Here is a 23869-nt window from a genome sequence, read left to right on the forward strand (position 1 = left end):
ATAATTCAATCCTTCTTATTTCCAGGAATTAATGTTAAAATTTCTTTTACAGGCATACATAACTCATTTGCTTCATAAGAACGTTCATTTTCTAAAATTGACTTAGCACACTTTACCATTGCAGGATAAGCACTACGAAGCATATGATTAGCATAAATCACAATATTAACTCCCCAAGAAGCAAGTTCTGTTTCTGTAAACTGATTATAAGTAGTTGGTACAACAACAATTGGAGTTTCCTTATCTTCCTTACGGAATCTTTCACAAAATTCTTTAACATCCATACCATTATTATTTTTACTATGAATCATTATCCCATCAGCACCCGCTTTAACATAAGCAAAAGCGCGTTTTAAAGCATCATCAATGCCTTTACCTGCAATAAGTGATTCAATACGTGCAATAATCATAAAATCTTCAGTGACTTGAGAACTTTTACCTGCACTGATTTTTTCAGAAAATCCCTCAATGGTGTCTTGTTTTTGAACTGCATCAGTTCCAAATAAAGAATTTTGTTTTAAACCAATTTTATCTTCAATAATAACTGCACCAATACCTAAACGTTCTAAAGTACGTACTGTAAATACAAAATGCTCTGTTTTACCTCCGGTATCACAATCAAAAATTACTGGTTTAGTAGTGACTTCTAAAGTATCATTTAAATCATGTAATCTAGTAGTTAAATCAACTGCTTCAATATCAGGTTTACCTTTAGATGTTGAATCTGTTAAAGAAGAGGACCACATTCCATCAAATTGTCTAATTTTTCCATCAACTTCAACTGAAATTTTCTCAGCAATTAAACCCGTTAATCCACAATGAGACTCTAATATGCGTACAATTGGTTTAGCATCAATTAAACGACGAAGACGTTTCATACGAACTTCCGGAGTAGTTCCAAACCCTTCAATTTCTTTAGCTAGTTTTGAAGAATTAATACCTTGAGTATAAGGTATTTCAATAACCTCCCCACCAAGTTCTTCCATTACCTTAAAAACTTCTTGACGAATTTTTTTATTAGCTCCTTCTTTCCAGTCATCCCCATGAATAATATAATCAGGTTTAATTTTTTTTAAATTACTGACATAACTCCACTCATCTTGAGGAACTACTTTCGAAACACCGTTAATATTTTCAACCACTTCTTTACGTTGGTCATAAGTTAAAACTGGTAAACGTTTATGAGTTGCAATAGCTTTATCCGTAAATAAACCAATTATCACATCACCATATTTAGCACCTTCATTAATAATATTAATTAGACCTGGATGCATAATATCTGCAATCATACCTAAATAAACTGTTTTTGACATCTTAACCCTCCATTTTAGTCATAATGTTTTTTTCTGCATAAACTAAATCCGCTTCATCATCAATTTCATACCAAAGTAAATCATCTTCTTTGAGAACAAATAAAGGCATGACATGTTGAGACATGAAAAGTAATTGGTATTCATATCCCAATTCTGGTTTTTCATTTATAATTTTAGAATATTCTTCACACATCAACTTATAAAACTTGTTATTTAACTTATGAATACCAACTAATTCTCCATTTGGTTGAATAGTTGTTTTATCTGTAGAACAGTCTTTTAAATTACCCTTTTCATCATATTCCACATAATACTGATCTTGAAATTTCATTACCTGAGTTATTAACATGATATTTTCATGTTTATTTTTCATTAACGAGGTAATAGCTTTCTTTTCAAAAACTAAATCAGATTCAAGTAAATAAAAATCATCCCCTCCAATTATATCCTGCATATTATACAAAGTATACATACTATTAGTTTTTGCATAATTTTCACTAAAACAGCATTCAATTTGAGGATATTGTTCTTTTAACCCTTCAAAACATTCTTTTTTATATCCCGTACCTATTATAATACGTTTTATACCACAGCTAATTAACGTTTCAATAGAACGGACAATCATAGACTTTCCTGAAACTTCTATGAAAGCTTTAGGTATTTTTTCTGTTTTTGCTCCAAATCTTCTTCCAAGACCTGCAGCCATAATAACTGCTGTTTCTATCATGTTTTTTACCTATTAATAACCAATACATATTCAAATTCTTTCTTTAGATTAAACTCTAATTATATACATTACATCAAATTTCATTAATATTCAGTTTTAATAATCTCCAAAATCAATGAAATTATGAGCATGATTAGACCTCTCTTCAATAGGAGGCAATTTCATATAATCGCCGTAAATACTTTTTAAAAAAGCATCATAATCATTAGGGACATTAACTTCAATTGATTCGAATTTAACTTTTTTAAATGGTTTAAATATGTCTTTAGAAAATACTGCAGTGTATGTTTCTGCATTAATATCATATACCGAATCACAGTTTTCATTCAAATATTTTAAAACCGTGTTTCTGTATCTTTTTTTAAACCATTGCGGAGTAATATGAAAAATCTTAAAAAATAGTTTAATACATTTACCTAACATTTCCTTATTTTTAGAAATATAAACATCATTTGTTAACTCTTTTAAACATTTTTCCATCCTACTGCCAAAATAATTGCTTGCATTAATACTATATCCCCATTAAATATTATATTTCTATTTATAAAATAAATAAACAGTTTTAAATTCATTACCTAAATACCATAATATTTATGTAATTAATCATATATAAATTAAAATAATAATTAGAGGGAAACAATGGCGATTATAAGAATACCTGAAAAATTTAATAAATATGACCCTGAAATCTTAAAACATATTCAAGATTTAAATTTAATGATGTTAACTGATTTTATTAAAATATGTGAAGAAAATGATATAGAATACTTTGCAGATTCAGGTACATTGATTGGAGCTGTAAGACATAATGGATTTATTCCTTGGGATGATGATGTTGATTTAATTCTATTAAGGGATCAGTACGAAAAATTATTGGACATATTGGAGAAATTACCCCAAGATAAATATGAATTATTAAGTTCTAGAAATAAAAAAGGTTATTGTAGACTCTATTCACAATGGAACTTAAAAGGAACAAAAACTGAAGAATATTACGACAATAATACTGATTTTACACTAGGTTTAAGTTTAGATATATTCGTATTAGACAACATCCCTGATGATATAAATAAAAGAAAAAAATTCTTATTTAAATGGAAACTTTTAAGAAAATTAATTTGGATTTATGAAATAACAAACAGTGAAGCATACATATCTAAAAATAAAGAAAGAATTGGAAAAGTTATTAAAATTATTTTTAAATTATTTAGAATAAATTTTCAAAAAATAAAAAAATATGGAACCAACTTTGTGGATAAATATCTTAATGAAAAATGTGACTGTGTATGCAATCTTAGTACAACTTACAATACCCCAAGAATAATACCTAAATCTTCATTAAGACCTGCTAAAAAAGTCAAATTTGAAAATATTGAAATTAATGTTCCAAATGATTATGACACATATTTAACTTTATTATATGATAAAAATTATATGGAAATACCTCCAAAAGAGGATAGATACAATCATATTTATAATACTGTCGATTTTGGACCTTACAAATAATTCCATCATAAATTATTAAATTTATTATTATCAAAAGCTTCCATTACTGAAGATATCTCTTTAGAAATATTAACATCAACATATGAGCCTGTTTTATTTAATTCAATTGATTTTATAAATGCTACAAGTTCATATCTTATACCTTCACCATCTAACTGGTAGAAATATTTCTTATTTTCATTTTGATTTTCAAAACGCACTTCAAAATAGTCTGTTTTCCACCATGGAGCAGGAACATAAATATATCCTTTTGTTCCAGATATTATTAATTCCCCTTCAGATTTAACTCCTTTTCCAACTTTTATAGAAGCTACTGCATTTTGATATGTGAAATCTATTTTTGTAAATAAATCAAAATTCTCTGCACTGTCTAACAAAAGAGAATTAATGTTTTTATTTTTATAGTCAGTTCCAAGCAATTGGAAAACCGGCAATAAAGCTGTTGGACCCCATGCAGTTATACTGTTCCAGTCATCACCAGACCTATCTGCTAAACTGGTACAGGTTGCATCAACTGATATTACATCTCCAATTTTTCCTTTTTTAGCAAGTAACAACAATCTGTTATAAGCAGTTGAATATGCTGTTTTAATTGAATCCATTAAAATCAAATTATTCTTTTTAGCCAGTTTGAATAATTCACAGAGCTCCTCTTCTTTAAGAGCAATTGGTGATTCACATAAAACATGGACTCCATTTTCAAGTGCCTTTTTTGCTTGTTTGTAATGTTTTGATGGATGAGATACAATAAATATTGCTTCAACATTATCTATTAATTCATCAAAATCCCGAGTTAAAATTAAATCATCCTCAAAGTCTTTAAGTTGATTTTCATCATCCGAACATATTCCCTCAACAGTTAATCCGTTAACATACTGGCTTTCATTGTAAAATTTGTTTAAAACTAATCCTTCACCAACTAAACCTAATGTAACCTGTCTATCTTTTGATCTTATATCTGTACTTGAAACTCCTTCAGTTCTCTCTAAATAAACAACATCACAATATTCATTAAGATAATCAAATTCACCAACCCAATCAGATCCTACAGTGAAAATATCAATATCATATCTTTTGATGTCATCTATTTTTTGACCTTCATATTCTTCTATAATAATTTCATCAGCCAGTCCTGTTGCCCTTACTGATTCTATTCTTTCCATTAATGACTGCTGTACATTGATTTTTCCCCTGTTTTTATCAAAGTCATCAGCAGTAACCCCTACAATTAAATAGTCTCCAAGTGCTTTTGCCCTTTCCAGTAATCTCTGATGACCATAATGAAATAAATCATATGTACCATAGGTTATAACTTTAATCATTAGAATAATCCTCTTTTTTGAATATCTCTAAGTGCATCAATCAAAGTATCATTATCTTCAGTAGATAAATCACCCATATGTCCAACTCTAAAAATCATGTCTTTTGATAAATCATCCCTTGCTGTACTAACCCATATATCATATTCATTTTTTAATATTTCAACAAGATTTACATCAAGAATTTCTTTAGAGTGAACAGTAGTAACTGCATTAGATAAGCATTTACATCTAACTTCAAATGGAAATTCTTTAATTTTATTTCTAAAATCATTAGCTAAATTTGTAGTTCGCTCAATTTCAACTTTAACTCCACCATCATTTTTAATTTGATTCAATCTTGCATTAATCTGTAACAAAATAGTAATAGCTGGAGTATATGGTGTTTGACCTCTCTTAGCATTTAACAACATGTCTTTTAAATCAAAATACATTGATTTACATGAATTATTGTTCACCCTATCTACAGCACGTCCAGATAAAGTTATAATAGCAATTCCTGGAGGGCATGCCAATGCTTTTTGAGAACCTGTTATTACAACATCCACTCCGTGCTCGCTCATATTAATATAATCAGCTAAAAAAGAACTAACTGCATCGACAACTAAAAATAGATTATTTCTTTTACAGAAATCACTTATTAAATCAATATCATAATGAACTCCGGAACTTGTTTCACAAATATTAACCATAAATGCAGTATAACCTTTATCATCATACTCTTCCAACATTTGGGAAGTAAGACATGATCCAAAATCTATTTTAATATCATCACAGTCAATATTATGGAGTTTACATAAATCCACAAATCTTTGACCAAATCCTCCACCATTGACTACTAATACTTTATCATTTTCTGTAAAAACATTCATCACAGTAGCTTCCATACCAGAAGTTCCAGATCCCGTTAAAAATATGACTTTGGAATCTTCATCTGCAAAAAGCATTTCTTTCATCAATTTTTCATTCTCAAGAGTGATTTTAGAAAATTCAGGAGTTCTAAAATAAGGAGTTTGTTCACTTCCAACTTTTAAAACTAAATCACTACTCATAACCGGACCTAAAGCAAAATTCAACACAATATCACCTATTAAATATTAAATTAACATTATTAATAAATCTCAAAATAACCTCATTTATTCAAAATCAAAATTATCATTAATTTCTTTTAAATAACTAATAGATTTTGAAAATGATTTATCCATTTCCTCAAATGAACTAAATTGATGTTCTATAAATGGAACTAAACTATGATTTTCAATAATCTTTGGAATATGCATGAAATTCTTACCAAATTGAACTTCCAAGGTATGTTTAATATCTTTAGGACATTTAAATTCATATCCTTCAAATTTTATTGTTTTCAATGGAAATATCTTATCAGTTTCATAAATCAAATCAGAAGTTAACTGTAAAACATCAATTGAATCTGCAAAATACTTTGTCTTAGTATTAACTAACCCCAATTCTTTTTTTACTACATTAAATTCGTTCCAAAAAACTTTTTTACCATTTTTAACATCCTGATTAAACTTATATTTAGTTGACACATAATCCTTTTTAAAAGATTCCAACTTTTCTTCTAAAAGGTAATCTTTCGGAAATAGATCAATCTTAACATAAGGTTTTAGCCATGCAATTTGTAAAAATGAAAATTTATTATCATCTAAAAAACCATTTTCATCATCAACATCATAAACACTTCTAAATCCTTCAAAATAGTTCTTTTGATTTTCAATAAGTAAAGACAAACCACAATTTTCTTTGAAGTATTCATATTTAGAAATTTCTTCTGGAAGAATTTTAATTAGTTTTTCATAGTCTTTTCTCATAATAGACAAATCTATGTCATCATCCCATGGAATAAAACCACCATGGCGAACTGCGCCAATTAATGTACCTCCTTCAAGCCAATAATCAATATTATGCTTTTTACAGACATTATCTACAAAACGAAGCAATTCAATATACAATAACTGAACATTTCTTAAATTACCTTTTATTCTTATATCACAACTAGTAAACAATAAATCCAATAACTGATTTTGTGAATTTAACTGATTAGATTTTTTATTTAAATTTTGTAACTTTTTAGGAATCTTTAAAAAGAAATCTAAAATATAATTATTATATTTAATAGAATCAGGCAACTTTGCATAAATTTTTTCAAAATCCATAAAAATCGATCCAATGTTTATTGAAAAACACACTAACTAAATTAACACTATGTCAATATAAATATAAATAATTTATTAATATCAAAATTTTAAAAAATGTATATTTAAACTTTAATTTTTAAAGCTGATAAACTAAAAATATTTAAAGTATTTGAACTAATTCAATATTAAGTGGTCAACATGAGTAGAATTTATGGAAACATTGAAGAAATAGACTCTGAAAAAATTAAAAAATTTTTCAATAATCGGGCTAAAAAAGACGAAGAAGCACTGCTTGTTAAAACTGAATTTTCAGACAAAGAAAATGTTGAAAAACGTCAAAAAGAAGAAAGTGAATTATTATTAAATAAAATTGATTTTGAAAATAAAAAAATTTTAGAAATCGGCTGCGGAATTGGCAGATGGGCTGAAGTTTTCCATGACAAGTGCGACAGTTATTTAGGTATTGATTATTCTGAAGATCTAATTGAAATAGCTAAGGAAAATTATAATTATGATAACTGCCATTTCCAGGTTTTATCCGCTTCCCAACTAGATACTGCAGATTTACTAGTTAATGCTCCTTTTGATATTGTTATAATTACTGGAGTATTAATCTATTTTAATGATGATACTATTAAAAAAATGATTAAAGATTTAAATAGCTTATGTGCTTCCAATAAAACAATTTACATAAGAGAAACTCTTTCATTTTTAGAAACCAGACTTACTTTAAAGGATTTCTTTTCTGAAAATCTGGAAGCTGATTATAATGCAATTTACAGAACTGATGATGAATTTTTAGACTTTATAAACGGAATTGATGGAAATATAACCATTGAAACTGGTGAAATATTTGATGAATTAAAAAATTTCACTGAAACTGGATATAAATACTTTTTAATTAAATCTGTAAATTAATTATAAGTATAAATAGCTACTCCTCGTAGCTATCCTCATAACCTGTTTCCAACCAATAATATTCATCAGGATATGCCTCTTTTAGTTTCTGATTGGCATAATCAGGTCCTCCGGGAGGGTTGTTTGCACAGCTGTGACATACTTTTCCCTGAGTGTACTCATCATTAGCTTCACTAGCTGAAAGAGCTTTTCCACAAACTGCACAGTATCCGTATGATTTTTCTGTTTTGACATCAACACTACTTTCAACAACTTCCCTGTCAGCTTCAGTTGTATTATTATTTGTAATATTTACCTCATCAATACTTTCAGGTTCACTGAATAATGTAGCTGCAATAATTCCTCCGCATAAAACAGCTATAACCAAACAAACTACAACAATCACTTTTTTACTTAAATCCATAAACTCACCTTTAATCTTTCAAACCTTTAATCAAACATTCCAAAGCCTCACGGGATTTTTTAACATGACTGGAATTTATATCTCCCCAGTAGGTTTCTATTTCACTAGCTGGAAAGTGAAGAACTGCTGTTGAAGAGATTGTAACTGTTTTTTCTATTTTAATTCCCATCAGCACCAGCAGCTCTACCGGAAAATGCTTATCCAAAACAGTATTGTCTGGAAAAATTTTAGAATAATCTTTAACTTCCCGAGGATGTGGCTTTATTATAATATTGGGATATTTTTCAACAATTTCAGAATATATCATCATTTCCTCATTTAAATCCATTAAATTGTCTTCACTAAATGCCTGTGTAATCAATAATACATCAATATTTTCCAGATTACTGAAATTGAAAATTTTTAAAATCTTTAAATGATCTTCCAAAGACAGATTCTCCCACAATGCATTTAAATCAATTATTTCTGCTTTAGATGATACATCACAAAAACCTTCATAAGTCAGATAAACCTTTTTAATGTTTTCATGTGTTCCGTATCCTGATTTGGATCCTTTAATATACAATCCCAAAAAGTTAAGAAGCCTGTTTGAAATAAAGTTACTTTCCAGTTTTCTGTAATTAGCAAGACCATCTTCTATAAGGTATGCATTTTCATATTCATAAAACATATAAGAAAACTGCGTATGCCCATGACCGTATATCTCAACATCATCTCCAACAAACAGCATCAACAACCTAAGTTTCAGAATGCCGTAAAGCTGTCTGAAACACACTCCCAAATTCATAACTGCAAATTTAATTAAATTATCATCAGCACAGAATTTAAAACGGGAAGATGGAAAATAAACATGATTAATATTTTTTCTAATATCTTCAGGAACTCCTGATGAAAATATAAACAAATCATCATCGGAAACTCCATTTATTAAAAAATACAAAAACAGAGAGTATACTGTATCAACTGTACAAATTCTTTTAGTCATTTTTACCATCTCTCAATATCTGTCAGATTGTCAACTTCCATTTTATTTCCAACTATCTTTTTAGCCAATTTATCCGGAATCACTTTGCAAATCAGAAAGGAAGTTAATTTGTTTCTGGCTAAAAATCTGTTGAATCTTTTTATAAGTGCTACATGGTGATAGTCAAATACTTCGTCAAATTCAAAGTCAGCTAACTCAAAATACTTTCTATATAATTTATTGTCTTCATGATGCCTATTTAACCATGGTCTGTTAAATATTTCACCGTTTCCTACACAAAAATGCTGAAATACAGGGTTTTCAATTGCATCATCCAGAACTTCCCTTGAATAGTAATTCTTTTGTATGTTTCCGTTTAATTTGAAGGTAATGTCATAGTTAGTATTGTGGAGGCTGCCTTCAAGATTATATTTAGGATTTAAAATAAGGAGATTTTTGGATAAAACATTGTTGATTACTCCCTGATCCATTCCAAAGTGTTTGCCTCTTAAGTTAAACTCAACAAGCTTTTCTAAAAACTGATTTTCAACATTTTCCTGTCTCCATCGCTTAAGGTTGATTAAAAGCATTCCAGCATTAATGTAGGAATCGTCTTCATTTAAGTCTATGGCTTTTTTAACCTCAGCAGTACAGTTCAGCGCCAAAACTCCAGCTGCCAGATAATTATTTAAATCCAGATCCCAGATTTCCTTAAATGAACCTAAAACCAAAGCATCACAATCCAGATATATTACTTTATCTACAGTTTCAGGAAGGAGACTGGCTATAAATAATCTGGAATAGGTAGCCAGTGAAAAATCCCCTTTAACACTCATTTTATTTAAAGTCAGATTATATTTTTCCTCAATATCTGCAACATGGATAAATGAAATATCAGCACCATAATCATGAGCTATTTTCCTTATTTTTTCCTTATTGATTTTTTTGATTCCGCTGTCCAATACAAAAATTTCTATTTCATCAAAATCACCAATATTATTTTTTAATAGTGAAACAAGACAAATAGCCAAGTATGGTGAATAATTATCATCACATGCAAAACTTACATTTAACATTATTAATGCTTTTGAAAATAATAATATATAATTATTATTAGCTTAAACAAAAAGTTGATTTATAATAGTAAACAAAACAAATCTATGGAAAAAAATACTAAAATAATTATGATTCTGTCTGCTATAATTTGTATTTTGCTTATTTGGGGATCACTGTTTTTTGCAGATAACTATCCTCAAACATTTGAATGTGATGAGTTAAAAATTACAACACCTATTGATGGAGGTTACTATGATGATTCCTTCGGTTCATTGTCTTTAAGTGATGAAAACCAAAGTAATGTCATATTTATTGCAATAAGTCCTGATTCAGAAGAAAGGTTTAATCAGCTATACAATGATGAAAGCACGATTACAGACACAACAGCAGATTACCAGCTTGACGGCTGCAGCAACATCAGTGTCCAGATGGGTTCATTTAAAAACAAAAAGGCAATTATTGTTTCATATACCTGTGATGGCAGCAATCAGAAAGATTATTTCGTTCCTGTAAACAGTAAAGTAGTTCAGATAAGTGTTAATGAAAGTAATTCACAAGCACAAAGCTATTTAAATGGCCTGGAGTTTAAGGGGTGATTTTATGAAAGACCGTACTGTTTTTATAATCTGCGGAATTGCAATTATAGTATCTGCACTGTTTGCAGCTTATATTATTAATGATACTCTTTCAATATCCACTACAGAATTCCATTTATATGAAAATGATCCTGCAGAATCCGACAGTGCTGTTGAAGATGTATCCGATGATTATCCTGAATATTCACCAACCTTCGGAAATTATAAAATTTTAGGTGATGATCTGGAAGACAGATTAATTGAAACATCTGCTGGAGAAAAATATGTTTTAGGCGGAGACGGGTATTATACCTATGCCGGCACAGATTCAAATGGAAATTACAAAATAGGAACTTATATGGGAAAATATTAATTTCCCATTTTAAATTTAAACTGCTTTTTAAAGAAAATCCAAATTCTTTTTGTTTTATGCAAGCTAATTTGCTTCACTATAAATACACATTTTAAGAAGAAAATTACACAAAATAGGAAAACATTTATAAGGTACAAAAACAATAAGATTAATTGAAAATAGATTTCCATGATTATTATCCTTCAAGATATCTAGCATATACTCACAACAAAAAAATCTATTTTCAAAACAAAAATAGCTTGCAAATAATACGAAGGCCTGTTAAGAGATTACCATATCGTAAAAGCTAATTAAAAAGAATAGCCTAATAGCTATTCTCCCATTCCAATTTCCTTATTGAAAATCTTTTAAAAATCATAATCCACATATTTAAATGACTGAGGAGCAACAAAACCGCAAATATCATCAACATCTATAGGATTATTAAAAAGAGTTAACTTAGAAATTTCCATTGCAAATCCCTTTTCTTTTTCCAAAAAATATTCAAAAAAATTTTGTTTAGAAATCCCTGCATCTTTTGAAAAATTATTCCATAAATTATCCGGAGTATCCTCAATAACTTTATCACATTCAAAATATCCCACAATCTCTTTATCAGGAACAGTAGAATAAATAAAAATTTTTTCAACAGGTTTTTTAGGAATATTCTTTCTAAATTCATATTTTTTTTCTTTAGAAATTATTTTACTAACAAACTGGGGTTTAATTGAAATAATTAAATTCATTTTAACATCTCTTCTTTTAATTTTAAATATTTTTCATGTGCCAACCTTTGAATAGATTGTGGGTGTGCTTTAATAATATTTTTATTAACTAAATCATCCAAAGAAATTTTCTTACATATTCTACTATGTATAAATAATATAACGTTATTCCTATCTTTAAAATTCTAGGAATTCACTGACTTTTTGCCCGATTTATTAAAAAGAAATTAATTAAAAAATATATGTATTAAACTATTAATTTAAGCTGTTAAATAAAAATTTTGTCGGATTTAACATTAATATTCCTAAAATAAAACAATATTCATATATCATACTATTTTACCAAATGGTTGCACTACATATAATATCAATTTTGTTTATTTGACTATAAAAAAATCCTACTTTAATTTTCAGAACACAACATTGAAACAAACACATCTTCAAATGTTTTTTGATTATAACATTTATGCTCCAAATTAACAAAACTTTTTAAATATTTATACTTAGAATCAATTTTATTAGAAATATTTTTTTTATAAATCTTAGACTTGTTTTTATCATCTAAAAATACAACATAAAGTTTTTTGTTAACCTTTAATAGCCAATCCATAAATCCTGAAATTGTTTCATAATAATTTTTATCCAATTCATCACAATATTTTTTATATAATTTAGGAAGCACTACAAAAAGAGATTCAATTGGTTTAATTTTTAAACTCAAACAATGATTACTTTTAATTAAACTTTCCCCACTTTCTGATTTAGAAATTTCAGTTATAGATTCAAATGATTCTTTAGCGTTTTTAGAAAAACAATTTTTATCTTTGAAGAAATTTAACATATCAATAAAATCCTGATTAGTGAAAACCATTAAAACTACCCCATATCTTCTTTTAACTCTGTTTTAAGTCTTATTTTTTCAATTTCATCAAAAGGATTACCTAAATTATCATAAATTTCAACAGCATCATAAAGAGGTATTCTCTTGAATTTACATTTATTTTTACCACTTTCTTCAGTTAAATAAAAATTAACCTCATCATCAAAAGAATAATACTTAGAATATACTTCAATAGCTTCTGCTAAAAAAGGACTATGAGTATTAATATACAATGAAATATTCAACTTTTTAACTAATAAAATTAAAATTTCGGCAAATTTTATTTGCCATTCAGGATGTAAATTAACTTCTGGTTCATCAATTATTAAAAAACTATTTTTAGTCAATCCCCTATTTTCCAATAATAATTGAATAATACCTAACTGTTTTAATCCTGATGCAGTGTTTTTAATTAAATATTCACTTTTATCAGAAATAAAAACAAACTCATTTTTATTATAATCAAATTTAAATCTACCATTTAATAATCCATTTAATTTATTATTAAAATCAATTAAATCTTTATTATAAACATTATCATAAACATCAATATCTTCATTAGGAAGCAATTTTCTATATAATTCATTTAAGTGATACGCATTGTTGTTTTGGACATTATTATAATTAATTTCAAAAATAGATGGAGAATCTATATAAATAACTTTTGAAAAACTAATATTGTCCAAAATTTTACCGGACACATTTCCTTCAATTCCATCATTATTAAAAGTTAAAGTATTTTCAAAATTTTTTTCATCACAAGTTCCATAAAATTTAATTTTAGCACCAGTATAACAAAAATCAAATTCAAAAGCAAATAAAACATTACTAATCTGAATATATCTTCGGGTTTTATTTTTATTGAAATTTATCACTTCACCTATTTCTTTTAAATTTTCAGAGTATTGATTATTAAAATTTTCATCAAAATTAGACGCTAATTTAAAAAGCTCATCATACTCTTTTTCAAGGGAAGTTTCCAAATCATGATTACTAAGTTCAAATTGAATTTTTTTTAATTTAGATTCTTCATCATGATATTCTTCAGATACTTTATTAGACCAGTGAAAAATAAATTCTGAAAGTTTATCCCTTATACTTTTATTTGCTAATTTTACACCTTCATCAGATGCAGCATTTAAAAAACAATACAAAATTTTACTAAATGTGGACTTTCCAGTACCGTTTTTTCCAACCACAACATTAATTCTACCAATTTCAATATTAGCTTCATCAATTGGACCAAAATCAGATATATTTAACACCATATCATTTAACATAACTATAAGCCCCATTTTAAATTATAATATCAACATTTTTCATATTGTTTTAATAGTAGATTAAACATTTTCTTAAAAAAATATTAATTAATAATTAATATATCATAAATTCAAACTATTAAATATATTTTTTGTAGGATTTAACATCAATATTCCTCTATTAAAACAATTATAACAGAATATTTATCTGTAGCATCCCTCAAAAATAACATACATGAGCCTGCTTGAAAACACAGATAAAATACACACAACCCAGATGGGTGTTGGAAGAATTAAAAGAAACCTCAAATTAGATACTGATGATGTCGTTGGCTATTGCATTTCCAAAATTAAAGATAAAAACGCTAAAATAAGTCGCAAAGGTAAAAACTATTACATTGAAGCTGACAGATGCATAATAACTGTTAATGCTTCCAGCTATACCATAATAACTGCACATTTAAAATAAGTAAAATACTTTCATCAAATAAAAAGCCATATAGTTGCATTTAAGTGCAATATTCCAGAATCAAGGCAATTTTTCAGAATGATAAAAAAAAATAGTTTAAATTAAACACAACCGCATGATTTTAAAAATCATTTAATTCAGATAGTTTAGTTGAAATAATATCCTGAATTTCAGCTTTTTTCTTGTGATTTAAATAGATATCCGCACCATGAAATGTTTTTTTAATACCAATGATTCCCTTTTTGTGTAATTTCTTTACAGCTTTATTTATTTGTTTACAGGAATATATGATAATCTATTGCATACATTTTTTATAGGAGTGTGTCTTTTATTGTAATATGCTCTCCTATGCAATGCATATACAATTTTTATTTCAATTTCTTCTTCACAAAATTCCATACAACTTAATCACCTCCATTATTAATTTATTAAATTAAAGATATAATATTTAATGTATTCAATTTAGACAATTTACAAAAATTTATTAATGATAATTGTATAATTATTATACATGGAATGATTAAATATGCTAATAGAAATTTTAGGAAAATGCCCCCAAATAAAAGTATTAGACTATTTATTAGCAAATCCTTTTGAAAGCTATACCAAACAACAAATAGCAATAGGAGCTGAAATATCTAGATCTACATTAGACAAATTTATGGATAAACTGCTGGAAAATAAAATACTGATTTTAAAAAATTCAAAATACGAATTAAATTTCAATTCAGAAATTGTTAAAAAATTAGATGCACTACAGGAATATCTGGCCAAAAAAGAACTTGAAAAACAATCATCATATGAAACTGAAGAATTTATAAAATATTCTGATGAAGAATTAGACAAACTTTTTGACGAAAATGCAAAAGATGTTGATTTAGACAAATTAGAAAAAGAAATTGAATTAAATGAAGAAATATTAATCAATAAACAGGAATACAGACAATTAAAATATAATATTGCCTGTCCTTCCAAAAACCCAAAAAATAGCTATAATAAATTAGATTTAACAAACACTAAAAAATATTACAAAATTGGAGGATTTTAATATGGCAAATAAAAATAAAGAAATACAAATAAACTCTAGCATAAACATTAAAGATGAATCTAAAGTCATTCACGCATCATCATTTGGAGTGGGAGGAGACGACGAAGAAGTCAGGCTAATTATAGTAAACAACAAATTGATTAATAAAAATGATAATTTTGAGCTAATCAGCGAATCAGATTTACAAATTGTTATGAGTCCAGCTACTGCCATGAAATTAAAAGATATGCTTGAAAATTATACTAAAAATTAAATCCGTTAAATATTCTTATTTTTTTATATCATCAATTATTAAATAAAAAGTAATATAGTTGCATTTAAGTGCAATATTCCAAAGTCAAGGCAATTTTTCAGAATGATAAAAAAAATAGTTTAAATAGTTAAATCAGCAGTTATATTTGGAATTCCATATTTATTAACAGTAAATGATTCTAAAATCTGTTTATTTTCATTATTATGAATTAAAACACCAATAACAACATTAATTGTAATAAATTTATTATCAACAACAACAGTCATATTAAAAAATTTTAAATCATTTAATGAAGATTTTGGAATGTTGAATCTTTTAGAAGCATCCATAATTTCTAAAGAAACTGGCACATCATTTTTATCAAAATCCAATAATACACCATCTTCCAGTTCAACGGTTTCATGATAAATAAAATCATTTTTGACTTTAACTCCTAAAACATCTGAAGAATAATCATACATATACTTTAATACAGTACTATTTTCGTTCAATATCACGCTCACGCCTCCTTTTATTAAATGAATATACTGTTAAAACTTCTACATTATCAAAGTCATCAATTACAATAATAATATATAAATCATCATTTTTATTTTTTTCATGTGGATAAATAAGTTTAAAACGATTTTCACAAGTTTTTGAAATACTTAAAGGCACTTCATTAACTAAACAATTTGCAACATAATTTAAATTATAATCTCGTTCAAACCAATTATCTAAAATATGTGGATGAACCACCAAATCATTAACATTACACTTTCTTAAAATATTTTGAACATCTTCAATATTAAAATTTATCATTTATTACCTCCTTATAATGAACAATAAATATATTAAAAATGTTAATATAAAAAATTAATGTTACATATCACTCCAATTATTCAAAATAAAAACAATATTCCTTATTTAGCACAATATCCAACATGAACAATTAAACAGACCTGAAAATCTTTCTTAAAAAAGCAGATTCCTTTGAAGCTTTCATAATCTTAATAATTAAAATAGCTAAATTAAAGAATCTGTGAACTATAAAAAAGTTAATTATATTTGCCCATCCTTCATTAGCCTTACATCCAAATCCAGCTTCTTTTTCATAGTTATACAACTTTTTAATCATTGATTTCAAATTACTTCCAGTTGTATTAACATCAATGAAAAATCTGAGCAAATTACGTAAGTAGAATTTAAAATAAAAACTAGCTAAATCTTTTTTATTATATTTATCTAAAATTTTAAACATTTCAGGAACTGAATTAAGTAAGTTTTCCACATGCTTCGGACTGCATTCATGAGATAATGACTCTTCATGCATATCCCAAAAGTATCCGTAATATTTTTCCAAATAAACTAATTTAGATGAGTTGAAAAAGACTTCCAGACAAAAAAGCAAGTCTTCAGCAAGCATATTTTCTACAAATCTTATATTATTATCTGCAATGATTTCTTTTTTAAAAATCTTATTCCAGATAGTTATATCTTCAAAATAAGCTAAATCACCATCTGAAATTACAATATCCCCCTTGGAACTTAATTTTCCGCCAACATACTTTTCAGATACTGGAATATCCTTAATATTATCTCTTTTAACTTTATCACAGGAAGCTATGTCAGCATCTTCTGAAACAATAGCCTCATACAATTTTAAACATAAATCTTTGTCATGTTCATCATCATTGTCTGAAAACATGATATACTGACCGCTGGCTATTTCAATACCTTTATTTCTTCCAAAACCAGGAAATCCGTGGTTTTTATCAGAGTAAATGCCAATTACATTATCATATTTAGCTACATATTCTTCTATAATGCTTTTTGAGTTATCCTGAGAATTATCATCTGCTAAAATAAGTTCAATATTTTCAAAACCTATACTCTGATTAATAATTGAATTTATTGTTCTTTTCAGGTATTTTTCCGCATTATAAACAGGTATAATCATAGATATTTTGTACATAGCCAGTCCCCATCTTTATAATTTATTATTAATTTTTGTATCTTATTAATTTTATTATAATCAGTAAAAAAAATAGATAAAAACTTCTAATTATTGTAGTAATTACGAAATATTGATTTAATTGTAAAGAAAAAAATTATAAATTAATAATTTAATAATATAATTATGAATAAAATTAATTGCAGTAAATTAAAGATGATAAAAGCAAATAAACAAATTTTATCAACAATACAGTTTGATTGTGGTGATAATGATCTTAATGAATTCTTATTAAAAGATTCTTTTAAAAACTTAGAAAATAGTTTATCTAAAATATATTTATGTTTATATGATGAAACAGTTGTTGGATTTTTTTCATTATCTGCAGATTCTATTAAAATTAACAAAAAACTTGAAATCAATTATAAAACATACCCTGCAATCAAAATAGGTAGATTAGCAGTCCATGAACATTACCAAAATATGCGAATTGGATCCATTATTATTGATTGGATTGTCGGTTTATGTTTAGAATTGAGAAAAGATATAGGTATCAGATTTATATCAATAGATGCATACAATCATGAAAAAACAATAAATTTCTATACTAAAAATTTATTCGAAGTTCTACAATACCCTAAAAACAAGAATAAACTAACATTACCCATGTATCGTGATTTATGCCAAAAATAATTAAAAAAAATTATCTTTTAAATTCAATTTGTTCAAAAGTTTTTTTTGCTCTTTTTAAAGCTTTAATTTCCTCTTCAGTTGAAGGAATATTTAATTTTTGAATAAATCTATCTGCATCATCACCAGTTAATGTTGGAGTTGGTTCTACTTTAGTTGCCATGATTAAATCTCCTTATTGATAATTTTAATAAATATTATATAGATTATTATTTAAATATCTATTGATTTGCATGACCTTGTTGAAATCATACTTATATTATTTGATTAGTTTAAAAATAAAATGAAACCATTCCACCAACAGCACTCGAATAAACTTTCAAATCCATTATGCATAATTTTTCAAAGTGTTTAAAATATTCATTGACAATATTGGAGCCAATCCCAATGCTGCTACAGCAATAGAATAATCTATGAATTTTTTTCTAGTAGTTTACTTTACCATTTTGTAGGAATTCACTTTACCATTTTGTAGTATTTTACTTTACTACTTTGTAGCAATTCACTTTACTATTTTGTAATTTTTAATTATTAACAACAAATAATACATAAATAATATTAACTAATAAAATCAAAAATTATAATATTATTAAATTATTTGGAGTAAATTAAATGTCAAGACCCATTGTTGCAATTACAAGGCCTGCTGACAGATCTAAAGCAGCCTGTAAGATTGTTGAAGAGTTAGGAGGCCAATATATTCTAGCTCCTACCTTAGATTTAAAACCGGTTAATAGTGAATCTTTAAAGAATTTAATAGCTAATAAAGATTTGCTGGATTGGATTGTTTTTACCTCTCCAACTACAATTACTTCACTAAATCTTTTTTATCCTGATTTTTTAAAAAATTTAGATTGTAAAGTAGCTGTAATTGGAAATAAAACCGGAAAAATAGCCAGTGAACAGGGCGTTAAAGTTGATTTAATACCTGATGATTTTACAGCAGAAGGTCTTTTAGAGGAATTTGAAAAAAGAAATATTACAAATCAGACTATTGGAATTCCCAGAACTGCTTCTGCAAGACCTGTTCTGCCGGAAGGCTTAGAAAAGCTTAACAATAAAGTTATACTTGCTGAAGCTTACAAATCATTATTCCCAATGGATGAATATAAAATCAGTGATTTGATAGCTAAAATAGAAAATAATGAAATTGATGCAATTACTTTTACCAGTCCTTTAACTGTTACCAATTTCTTTAAAATATCTAAAAACAAAGAAAAATTAGCTGATTTACTTTCAAATAATTTATTAACTGTCTGTATTGGTCCCATTACCGGTAAAATTTTAGACCAGTACAATATTAATTATATATATCCTGATACTTACACTGTTCGTGATATGATGGAGTTATTATTCAAAACCTGGAGAAATTCACATGAAAGATAAAATAAGTATTATTCTGCCTATTTTTAATGTCGGCCCTCATTTAAGAGGAGGAATTGATTCTTTAATCAACCAAACAATAGGAAATGAAAATTTAGAAATCATTATGGTAGATGACTGTTCTACTGATGAAAGTGGAAAGATTATTGATGAATATGATGAAAAATATGACTGCTGTAAGGCTATTCACCTGGAAAAAAATACTGGTGCAGCTAACGGTCCCCGTAACAGAGGTATTGAAGAATGCAGCGGCGATTACATCATGTTTTTAGATCCTGATGACAGATACACATTAGATGCCTGTGAAGTATTATACAATGCCGTAACCAAATATGATGCAGATATGGCTTTTGGCAGATTTAGAAGAATCTACACTTACGGTGAAACTGTTCAGAAATCATATTCCCCTTATTTGGATGATTTGGAAAGCGCTTATCCTGATGAAACATTTGAAACAGCAAATCCTTTAAATGTTCCTGATTATGTTTGGGACCACATTTTAGAACATGCTTTATACGGCAAAAATATTCAGGGAAAATATGAAAGAAACGAACCTGTTGATGTTATCCATGTTAAGAGCATTAAAGAAGAGCCTGATTTATTGAAAATGGCTCCTTCTGTCTGGAGTAAAATCTTTAAAAGGGAACTTATTATGGATAAAAATATCCGTTATCAGCCATTTGTTTCCGGGGACGATTTGGCATTTACTTTAGAAACTCTTCTTAAAGCTGACGGAATTGTATATTTGAATAATTTCATGTGCTATGACTATTATGTACGTGATTTGCCTGATGACAAGTCAATTACCAATAATGTAAATGTCAGATTCCTCAGCGATTTAATGGACTCATATATTTATGCCAGACAGTGCACTGAAAGGTTTTCCAAAGAGATTCAAACAATTTCAGTTAATCCTCATTTAATTTACTGGATGCATACATGGAAAAATTCACCGTTTACCAAAAACGAAAACAGATTACTGTTAAGCAAAGTGGAAAAGCTTAAAAGGATTCATAAAAGCGATTTAAAAACCAAAATGTTATTATCTTCCATGACAACAGCTATTGAATCTGCAATTAAAATACACAAGGAGTAAATATTAATGAAATATGTAATTGTTGGAGCTGGTCTTTCCGGTTTAACAATAGCTGAAAGAATAGCTAACCAGCTTAATGAAGAAGTTCTGATTATTGAAAAAAGAAATCATATCGGCGGAAATATTTATGATTTCTACGAAGACGGCATTTTAATACAAAAATACGGACCTCATATCTTCCATACCAATGAAAAAATCGTTTACGAATACTTGTCCGAGTTTACTGAATGGTTAGACTACGAACATCATGTTTTAAGTAATGTAGACGGAAAATTAGTACCTATGCCTATCTGCATAGATACTTTAAATGCTTTATATGACCTTGATTTAGATGAAGAATCTATGAAAAAATGGATTGAAGAGCACAAAGAAGATATTGATGAAATCAAATCAAGTGAAGATGTTGTTTTAAAAAATGCTGGTCGTGACATTTACAATAAGCTTTTTAAAAACTACACTCAAAAACAGTGGGGAACCTCAGCAGCAAATCTTGATCCGTCAGTAATTTCAAGAATCCCCTTCAGGTTTAATCATGATACAAGATACTTTGAAGACACATATCAGGGAATGCCGAAAGAAGGTTTTACTAAAATGTGTGAAAAGATGATTGACAATGATAAAATCAAAGTCGTCTTAAATACTGATTATAAGGATTATTTAAAAGATATTGAGTATGATACTTTAATCTACACAGGGCCTATTGATTATTTTTACAGTTACAAATACGGGGAATTATTATACAGATGTCTGAACTTTGTATATGAAGTTTTAGACGAAGATTCCTATCAGGAAGTTGGTGTTGTCAATTATCCGAATCATCCATACTTTACCCGTATTACTGAGTTTAAAAAATTAACCATGCAGGATGTTGAAGGCAAAACTGCAATTATGAAAGAATATCCCGGATTCAACGGAGAATTATGTTATCCGTATCCTACTCAGGAATACCTTGACAAATTCCAGCAGTACAAAAAAGAAATGGATAAAGAAGAAAACGTAATATTTGCAGGACGTCTAGCTCAATACAAATATTACAATATGGATTTAGTTGTTAAAAATGCTTTAGAAATATTTGAAACACAAATAAAAAAGAATCATTAAATTTGAAGGTGAATTAATATGATTACAGTATGGCCACAGTATCTGGATAAAAACCTCTCTTTAAATGAAGGCAGAAAAGTATCAAAAGAAATAGCTGTAGAAGACCCAAAACTGCAGGATATTGAAAAAGCTCTAAAAAGACTTAATTTACCTTACAGCACTCAAAAAGAAAGAGCATATCCCAGCAAATGGTATGAAAAATCAGGACGTATCTTAGTTGAAAGTGATAAATCCAAATTAGAGCTTTTAAAAGAAATCAGTTTAAAACTACAGGAAATAAAACAATGATGGAAATACCAAATGAAATGCAGGAGCAGTTTCTTGAAGCTAAACAGTTAATCGAATCTAACAACAACATTAAAATTTATACACATACTGACTGTGACGGAATCTGCTCCGGTGCAATTCTATCTATAATATTGGACCGTTTAAACAAGGATTATGAAATTGAATTTGTTAACTTGGATGAAATAGAAGACCTGAATCTGGATCATGAATTAACAATTTTTTCAGATTTAGGATCTGGTCAGGGAGTTGACAAAAATGCAAAAGACAATCAGAAAATACTGATTTTAGACCACCACCCACCATTAAGAGACATCAACTATAAAAATGACAAAGCATATACTTATTTAGAAATTAATCCGATGTTTTATGGTATTGATGGATCATATTATATTTGCGGTGGAGGATTGTGTTATTTCTTAGCTAAAACATTTGGCTTTAAGGATTTGAGCTGGATTGGTGTCCTGTCAGCTATTGGAGATATGCAAAACAATAAAACAGGACATTTTGAAGGATTAAATGAAATTATCCAGGAAGATGCAATTAATGAAGGTCTTTTGAAAGTAACTAAAAATGATTTAAACATCTATGGACGCAGTACCAGACCGTTATACGTTGCACTCTCTTATTTCAGTGATGTTAAGTTACCGATAACCAACAATCAGCAGGAAGCTAAAGTTGTTTTGGAAGAATTGGGAGTTGATGAAAAACACAACAGAAAAACATTGTCAGAGGTAACTGAAGAGGACAAAATGGAAATCAAGAAATTTTTAAGCAGAATGATTTCCAAAAGAGTTCCTCCAAAATACCTTAAATATGTTCCTAAACTGATTGTCGGAGATGCATACACCTTCTTAAATGAAGAGGAAGGAAGTTTTCTAAGAGACGGTTCTGAATTTTCAACAGCTATGAATGCCTGTGGCAGAAACCGTGAAGAAGCTATTGGAGTAGATATTCTTAAAGGAGACAGAATTGTTGCTCTGGATTCTTTAGAAGAAGTCAGCAAAACACATAAATATAATTTGGCCACTTCCATCAGCAAAGTTGCAGATAATTACCATTCGGAAATTATTGAACTTGATAATTTCCAATATTTTGACTGCAGTGACTTTGATGAAGATATAGCTTCTAATATCATCGGTACAATAACTGGTATGGTTTTAGGTTACTGCAATTGGAAAAAACCTATTTTAGGATTCAGTAAACCAAAAAATAACCAAATCAAAGTCTCACTTAGATGCTCCAAACTTTTAGCTTATGACGGAATTCACTTCGGTAATATAATGCGTGAAATCGCAAAAGAAGTTGGAGGTACCGGTGGAGGCCATGCAATAGCTTGCGGAGCCTACATTCCAAATGAAAAAAAATCAGAATTTCTTGATAAATTTAATAAAAAGTTACAAGGAAAAATAGCAAATTAAATATAACATTAAATCAAAATTAATTATCATTGAA

Annotated in this window: 30 protein-coding genes; 13 read left to right on the forward strand and 17 right to left on the reverse strand. The window is 27.8% G+C overall.

The window, feature by feature from the left end; all coding sequences use genetic code 11:
* Positions 1–5 precede the first annotated feature (5 nt).
* The 3 genes from aepX to ACMC9J_RS01365 all read right to left on the reverse strand — a co-directional run bounded on the left by aepX (position 6) and on the right by ACMC9J_RS01365 (position 2520).
* Positions 6–1313: a phosphoenolpyruvate mutase gene (gene aepX, locus ACMC9J_RS01355; RefSeq protein WP_427003424.1), complete on the reverse strand. Its 1308-nt coding sequence runs from the start codon at positions 1311–1313 to the stop codon at positions 6–8.
* A 1-nt stretch (position 1314) separates the two neighbouring features.
* Complete coding sequence (locus ACMC9J_RS01360; protein ID WP_427003425.1) at positions 1315–2040, reverse strand: phosphocholine cytidylyltransferase family protein; 726 nt, start codon at positions 2038–2040, stop codon at positions 1315–1317.
* Between the two features lie 96 nt (positions 2041–2136).
* Positions 2137–2520: a LicD family protein gene (locus ACMC9J_RS01365; protein ID WP_427003426.1), complete on the reverse strand. Its 384-nt coding sequence runs from the start codon at positions 2518–2520 to the stop codon at positions 2137–2139.
* Between the two features lie 159 nt (positions 2521–2679).
* Between ACMC9J_RS01365 and ACMC9J_RS01370 the strand changes: the two genes are divergently transcribed.
* Positions 2680–3546 carry a LicD family protein gene (locus tag ACMC9J_RS01370; RefSeq protein ID WP_427003427.1) on the forward strand — a complete coding sequence of 289 codons (867 nt, stop codon included), beginning with the start codon at positions 2680–2682 and terminating at the stop codon, positions 3544–3546.
* 5 nt (positions 3547–3551) lie between these two features.
* Here the strand turns inward: ACMC9J_RS01370 and ACMC9J_RS01375 are convergent, their stop codons facing one another.
* The 3 genes from ACMC9J_RS01375 to ACMC9J_RS01385 are packed head-to-tail and all read right to left on the reverse strand — an operon-like array spanning position 3552 to position 7042.
* Entirely contained in the window at positions 3552–4868 is a 1317-nt protein-coding gene (locus ACMC9J_RS01375) for a Gfo/Idh/MocA family oxidoreductase (RefSeq protein ID WP_427003428.1), read from the reverse strand.
* A complete protein-coding gene (locus tag ACMC9J_RS01380) occupies positions 4868–5944 on the reverse strand; it encodes a pyridoxal-phosphate-dependent aminotransferase family protein (RefSeq protein WP_427003429.1) in 1077 nt (358 codons plus the stop codon). Before ACMC9J_RS01380 ends, ACMC9J_RS01375 begins: the two co-directional genes overlap by 1 nt.
* 57 nt (positions 5945–6001) lie before the next feature.
* Positions 6002–7042, reverse strand: coding sequence for a LicD family protein (locus ACMC9J_RS01385; protein ID WP_427003430.1), 1041 nt, complete (start codon positions 7040–7042; stop codon positions 6002–6004).
* Positions 7043–7222: 180 nt separating this feature from the next.
* Here ACMC9J_RS01385 and ACMC9J_RS01390 point away from each other — a divergent pair, with 180 nt between their 5' ends.
* The gene (locus ACMC9J_RS01390) at positions 7223–7942 is read left to right on the forward strand and encodes a class I SAM-dependent methyltransferase (protein ID WP_303999237.1); all 720 of its coding nucleotides are present in this window, start codon (positions 7223–7225) and stop codon (positions 7940–7942) included.
* A 16-nt stretch (positions 7943–7958) separates the two neighbouring features.
* Here the strand turns inward: ACMC9J_RS01390 and ACMC9J_RS01395 are convergent, their stop codons facing one another.
* From ACMC9J_RS01395 to ACMC9J_RS01405, 3 genes are read right to left on the reverse strand one after another with little or no spacing between them, the layout of a single operon-like run.
* A complete protein-coding gene (locus tag ACMC9J_RS01395) occupies positions 7959–8345 on the reverse strand; it encodes a hypothetical protein (RefSeq protein WP_427003431.1) in 387 nt (128 codons plus the stop codon).
* A gap of 10 nt (positions 8346–8355) precedes the next feature.
* Positions 8356–9330, reverse strand: coding sequence for a glycosyltransferase family 52 (locus ACMC9J_RS01400; protein WP_427003432.1), 975 nt, complete (start codon positions 9328–9330; stop codon positions 8356–8358).
* Between the two features lie 2 nt (positions 9331–9332).
* Positions 9333–10385 (reverse strand): glycosyltransferase family 8 protein, encoded by a 1053-nt coding sequence (locus ACMC9J_RS01405; RefSeq protein WP_019265353.1) that lies wholly within the window; start codon positions 10383–10385, stop codon positions 9333–9335.
* A gap of 84 nt (positions 10386–10469) precedes the next feature.
* Between ACMC9J_RS01405 and ACMC9J_RS01410 the strand changes: the two genes are divergently transcribed.
* Positions 10470–10961 carry a hypothetical protein gene (locus tag ACMC9J_RS01410; protein WP_368500037.1) on the forward strand — a complete coding sequence of 164 codons (492 nt, stop codon included), beginning with the start codon at positions 10470–10472 and terminating at the stop codon, positions 10959–10961.
* Positions 10962–10965: 4 nt separating this feature from the next.
* Positions 10966–11313: a hypothetical protein gene (locus tag ACMC9J_RS01415; protein WP_427003433.1), complete on the forward strand. Its 348-nt coding sequence runs from the start codon at positions 10966–10968 to the stop codon at positions 11311–11313.
* A gap of 347 nt (positions 11314–11660) precedes the next feature.
* Here ACMC9J_RS01415 and ACMC9J_RS01420 read toward each other — a convergent pair whose 3' ends face one another.
* The 3 genes from ACMC9J_RS01420 to ACMC9J_RS01430 all read right to left on the reverse strand — a co-directional run bounded on the left by ACMC9J_RS01420 (position 11661) and on the right by ACMC9J_RS01430 (position 14177).
* Positions 11661–12038 carry a hypothetical protein gene (locus tag ACMC9J_RS01420; RefSeq protein ID WP_019266997.1) on the reverse strand — a complete coding sequence of 126 codons (378 nt, stop codon included), beginning with the start codon at positions 12036–12038 and terminating at the stop codon, positions 11661–11663.
* Positions 12039–12420: 382 nt separating this feature from the next.
* A complete protein-coding gene (locus ACMC9J_RS01425) occupies positions 12421–12888 on the reverse strand; it encodes a hypothetical protein (protein WP_427003434.1) in 468 nt (155 codons plus the stop codon).
* Positions 12889–12893: 5 nt separating this feature from the next.
* Complete coding sequence (locus ACMC9J_RS01430; protein WP_427003435.1) at positions 12894–14177, reverse strand: AAA family ATPase; 1284 nt, start codon at positions 14175–14177, stop codon at positions 12894–12896.
* 214 nt (positions 14178–14391) lie between these two features.
* Here ACMC9J_RS01430 and ACMC9J_RS01435 point away from each other — a divergent pair, with 214 nt between their 5' ends.
* The gene (locus ACMC9J_RS01435) at positions 14392–14625 is read left to right on the forward strand and encodes a DUF3781 domain-containing protein (RefSeq protein ID WP_427003436.1); all 234 of its coding nucleotides are present in this window, start codon (positions 14392–14394) and stop codon (positions 14623–14625) included.
* A 267-nt stretch (positions 14626–14892) separates the two neighbouring features.
* On the opposite strand, the gene ACMC9J_RS01440 is transcribed toward ACMC9J_RS01435, so the two are convergent.
* A complete protein-coding gene (locus tag ACMC9J_RS01440) occupies positions 14893–15024 on the reverse strand; it encodes a hypothetical protein (RefSeq protein WP_427003437.1) in 132 nt (43 codons plus the stop codon).
* Between the two features lie 127 nt (positions 15025–15151).
* On the opposite strand from ACMC9J_RS01440, the gene ACMC9J_RS01445 reads away from it, so the two are divergent.
* Positions 15152–15673 carry a hypothetical protein gene (locus ACMC9J_RS01445; RefSeq protein WP_427003438.1) on the forward strand — a complete coding sequence of 174 codons (522 nt, stop codon included), beginning with the start codon at positions 15152–15154 and terminating at the stop codon, positions 15671–15673.
* Position 15674: 1 nt separating this feature from the next.
* A complete protein-coding gene (locus ACMC9J_RS01450; RefSeq protein ID WP_019266988.1) occupies positions 15675–15926 on the forward strand; it encodes a hypothetical protein in 252 nt (83 codons plus the stop codon).
* 119 nt (positions 15927–16045) lie between these two features.
* Here ACMC9J_RS01450 and ACMC9J_RS01455 read toward each other — a convergent pair whose 3' ends face one another.
* The 3 genes from ACMC9J_RS01455 to ACMC9J_RS01465 all read right to left on the reverse strand — a co-directional run bounded on the left by ACMC9J_RS01455 (position 16046) and on the right by ACMC9J_RS01465 (position 17880).
* Complete coding sequence (locus ACMC9J_RS01455; RefSeq protein WP_019262841.1) at positions 16046–16423, reverse strand: DUF2283 domain-containing protein; 378 nt, start codon at positions 16421–16423, stop codon at positions 16046–16048.
* Positions 16404–16727, reverse strand: coding sequence for a hypothetical protein (locus ACMC9J_RS01460; RefSeq protein ID WP_019265341.1), 324 nt, complete (start codon positions 16725–16727; stop codon positions 16404–16406). The genes ACMC9J_RS01455 and ACMC9J_RS01460 overlap by 20 nt, the downstream gene beginning before the upstream one ends.
* A gap of 130 nt (positions 16728–16857) precedes the next feature.
* The gene (locus ACMC9J_RS01465; RefSeq protein WP_427003439.1) at positions 16858–17880 is read right to left on the reverse strand and encodes a glycosyltransferase family 2 protein; all 1023 of its coding nucleotides are present in this window, start codon (positions 17878–17880) and stop codon (positions 16858–16860) included.
* Positions 17881–18075: 195 nt separating this feature from the next.
* Between ACMC9J_RS01465 and ACMC9J_RS01470 the strand changes: the two genes are divergently transcribed.
* Positions 18076–18552, forward strand: coding sequence for a GNAT family N-acetyltransferase (locus ACMC9J_RS01470; protein WP_279069694.1), 477 nt, complete (start codon positions 18076–18078; stop codon positions 18550–18552).
* Positions 18553–18562: 10 nt separating this feature from the next.
* Here ACMC9J_RS01470 and ACMC9J_RS01475 read toward each other — a convergent pair whose 3' ends face one another.
* Complete coding sequence (locus ACMC9J_RS01475; protein ID WP_004033392.1) at positions 18563–18712, reverse strand: hypothetical protein; 150 nt, start codon at positions 18710–18712, stop codon at positions 18563–18565.
* Positions 18713–19161: 449 nt separating this feature from the next.
* Here ACMC9J_RS01475 and ACMC9J_RS01480 point away from each other — a divergent pair, with 449 nt between their 5' ends.
* The 5 genes from ACMC9J_RS01480 to ACMC9J_RS01500 are packed head-to-tail and all read left to right on the forward strand — an operon-like array spanning position 19162 to position 23835.
* Entirely contained in the window at positions 19162–19935 is a 774-nt protein-coding gene (locus ACMC9J_RS01480; protein WP_400243398.1) for a uroporphyrinogen-III synthase, read from the forward strand.
* Positions 19925–21028, forward strand: a complete 1104-nt coding sequence (locus tag ACMC9J_RS01485; RefSeq protein ID WP_019266986.1) for a glycosyltransferase family 2 protein — start codon at positions 19925–19927, stop codon at positions 21026–21028. Before ACMC9J_RS01480 ends, ACMC9J_RS01485 begins: the two co-directional genes overlap by 11 nt.
* 6 nt (positions 21029–21034) lie before the next feature.
* Complete coding sequence (gene glf, locus ACMC9J_RS01490; protein WP_019265336.1) at positions 21035–22129, forward strand: UDP-galactopyranose mutase; 1095 nt, start codon at positions 21035–21037, stop codon at positions 22127–22129.
* An 18-nt stretch (positions 22130–22147) separates the two neighbouring features.
* On the forward strand, positions 22148–22417 hold the full coding sequence (locus tag ACMC9J_RS01495) for a signal recognition particle subunit SRP19/SEC65 family protein (protein WP_019265335.1): 270 nt from the start codon (positions 22148–22150) through the stop codon (positions 22415–22417).
* Entirely contained in the window at positions 22414–23835 is a 1422-nt protein-coding gene (locus ACMC9J_RS01500) for a single-stranded-DNA-specific exonuclease RecJ (protein WP_019265334.1), read from the forward strand. The genes ACMC9J_RS01495 and ACMC9J_RS01500 overlap by 4 nt, the downstream gene beginning before the upstream one ends.
* Positions 23836–23869 lie beyond the last annotated feature (34 nt).

The sequence above is a fragment of the Methanobrevibacter intestini genome, assembly GCF_047402955.1.
Lineage (GTDB): Archaea > Methanobacteriota > Methanobacteria > Methanobacteriales > Methanobacteriaceae > Methanocatella > Methanocatella intestini.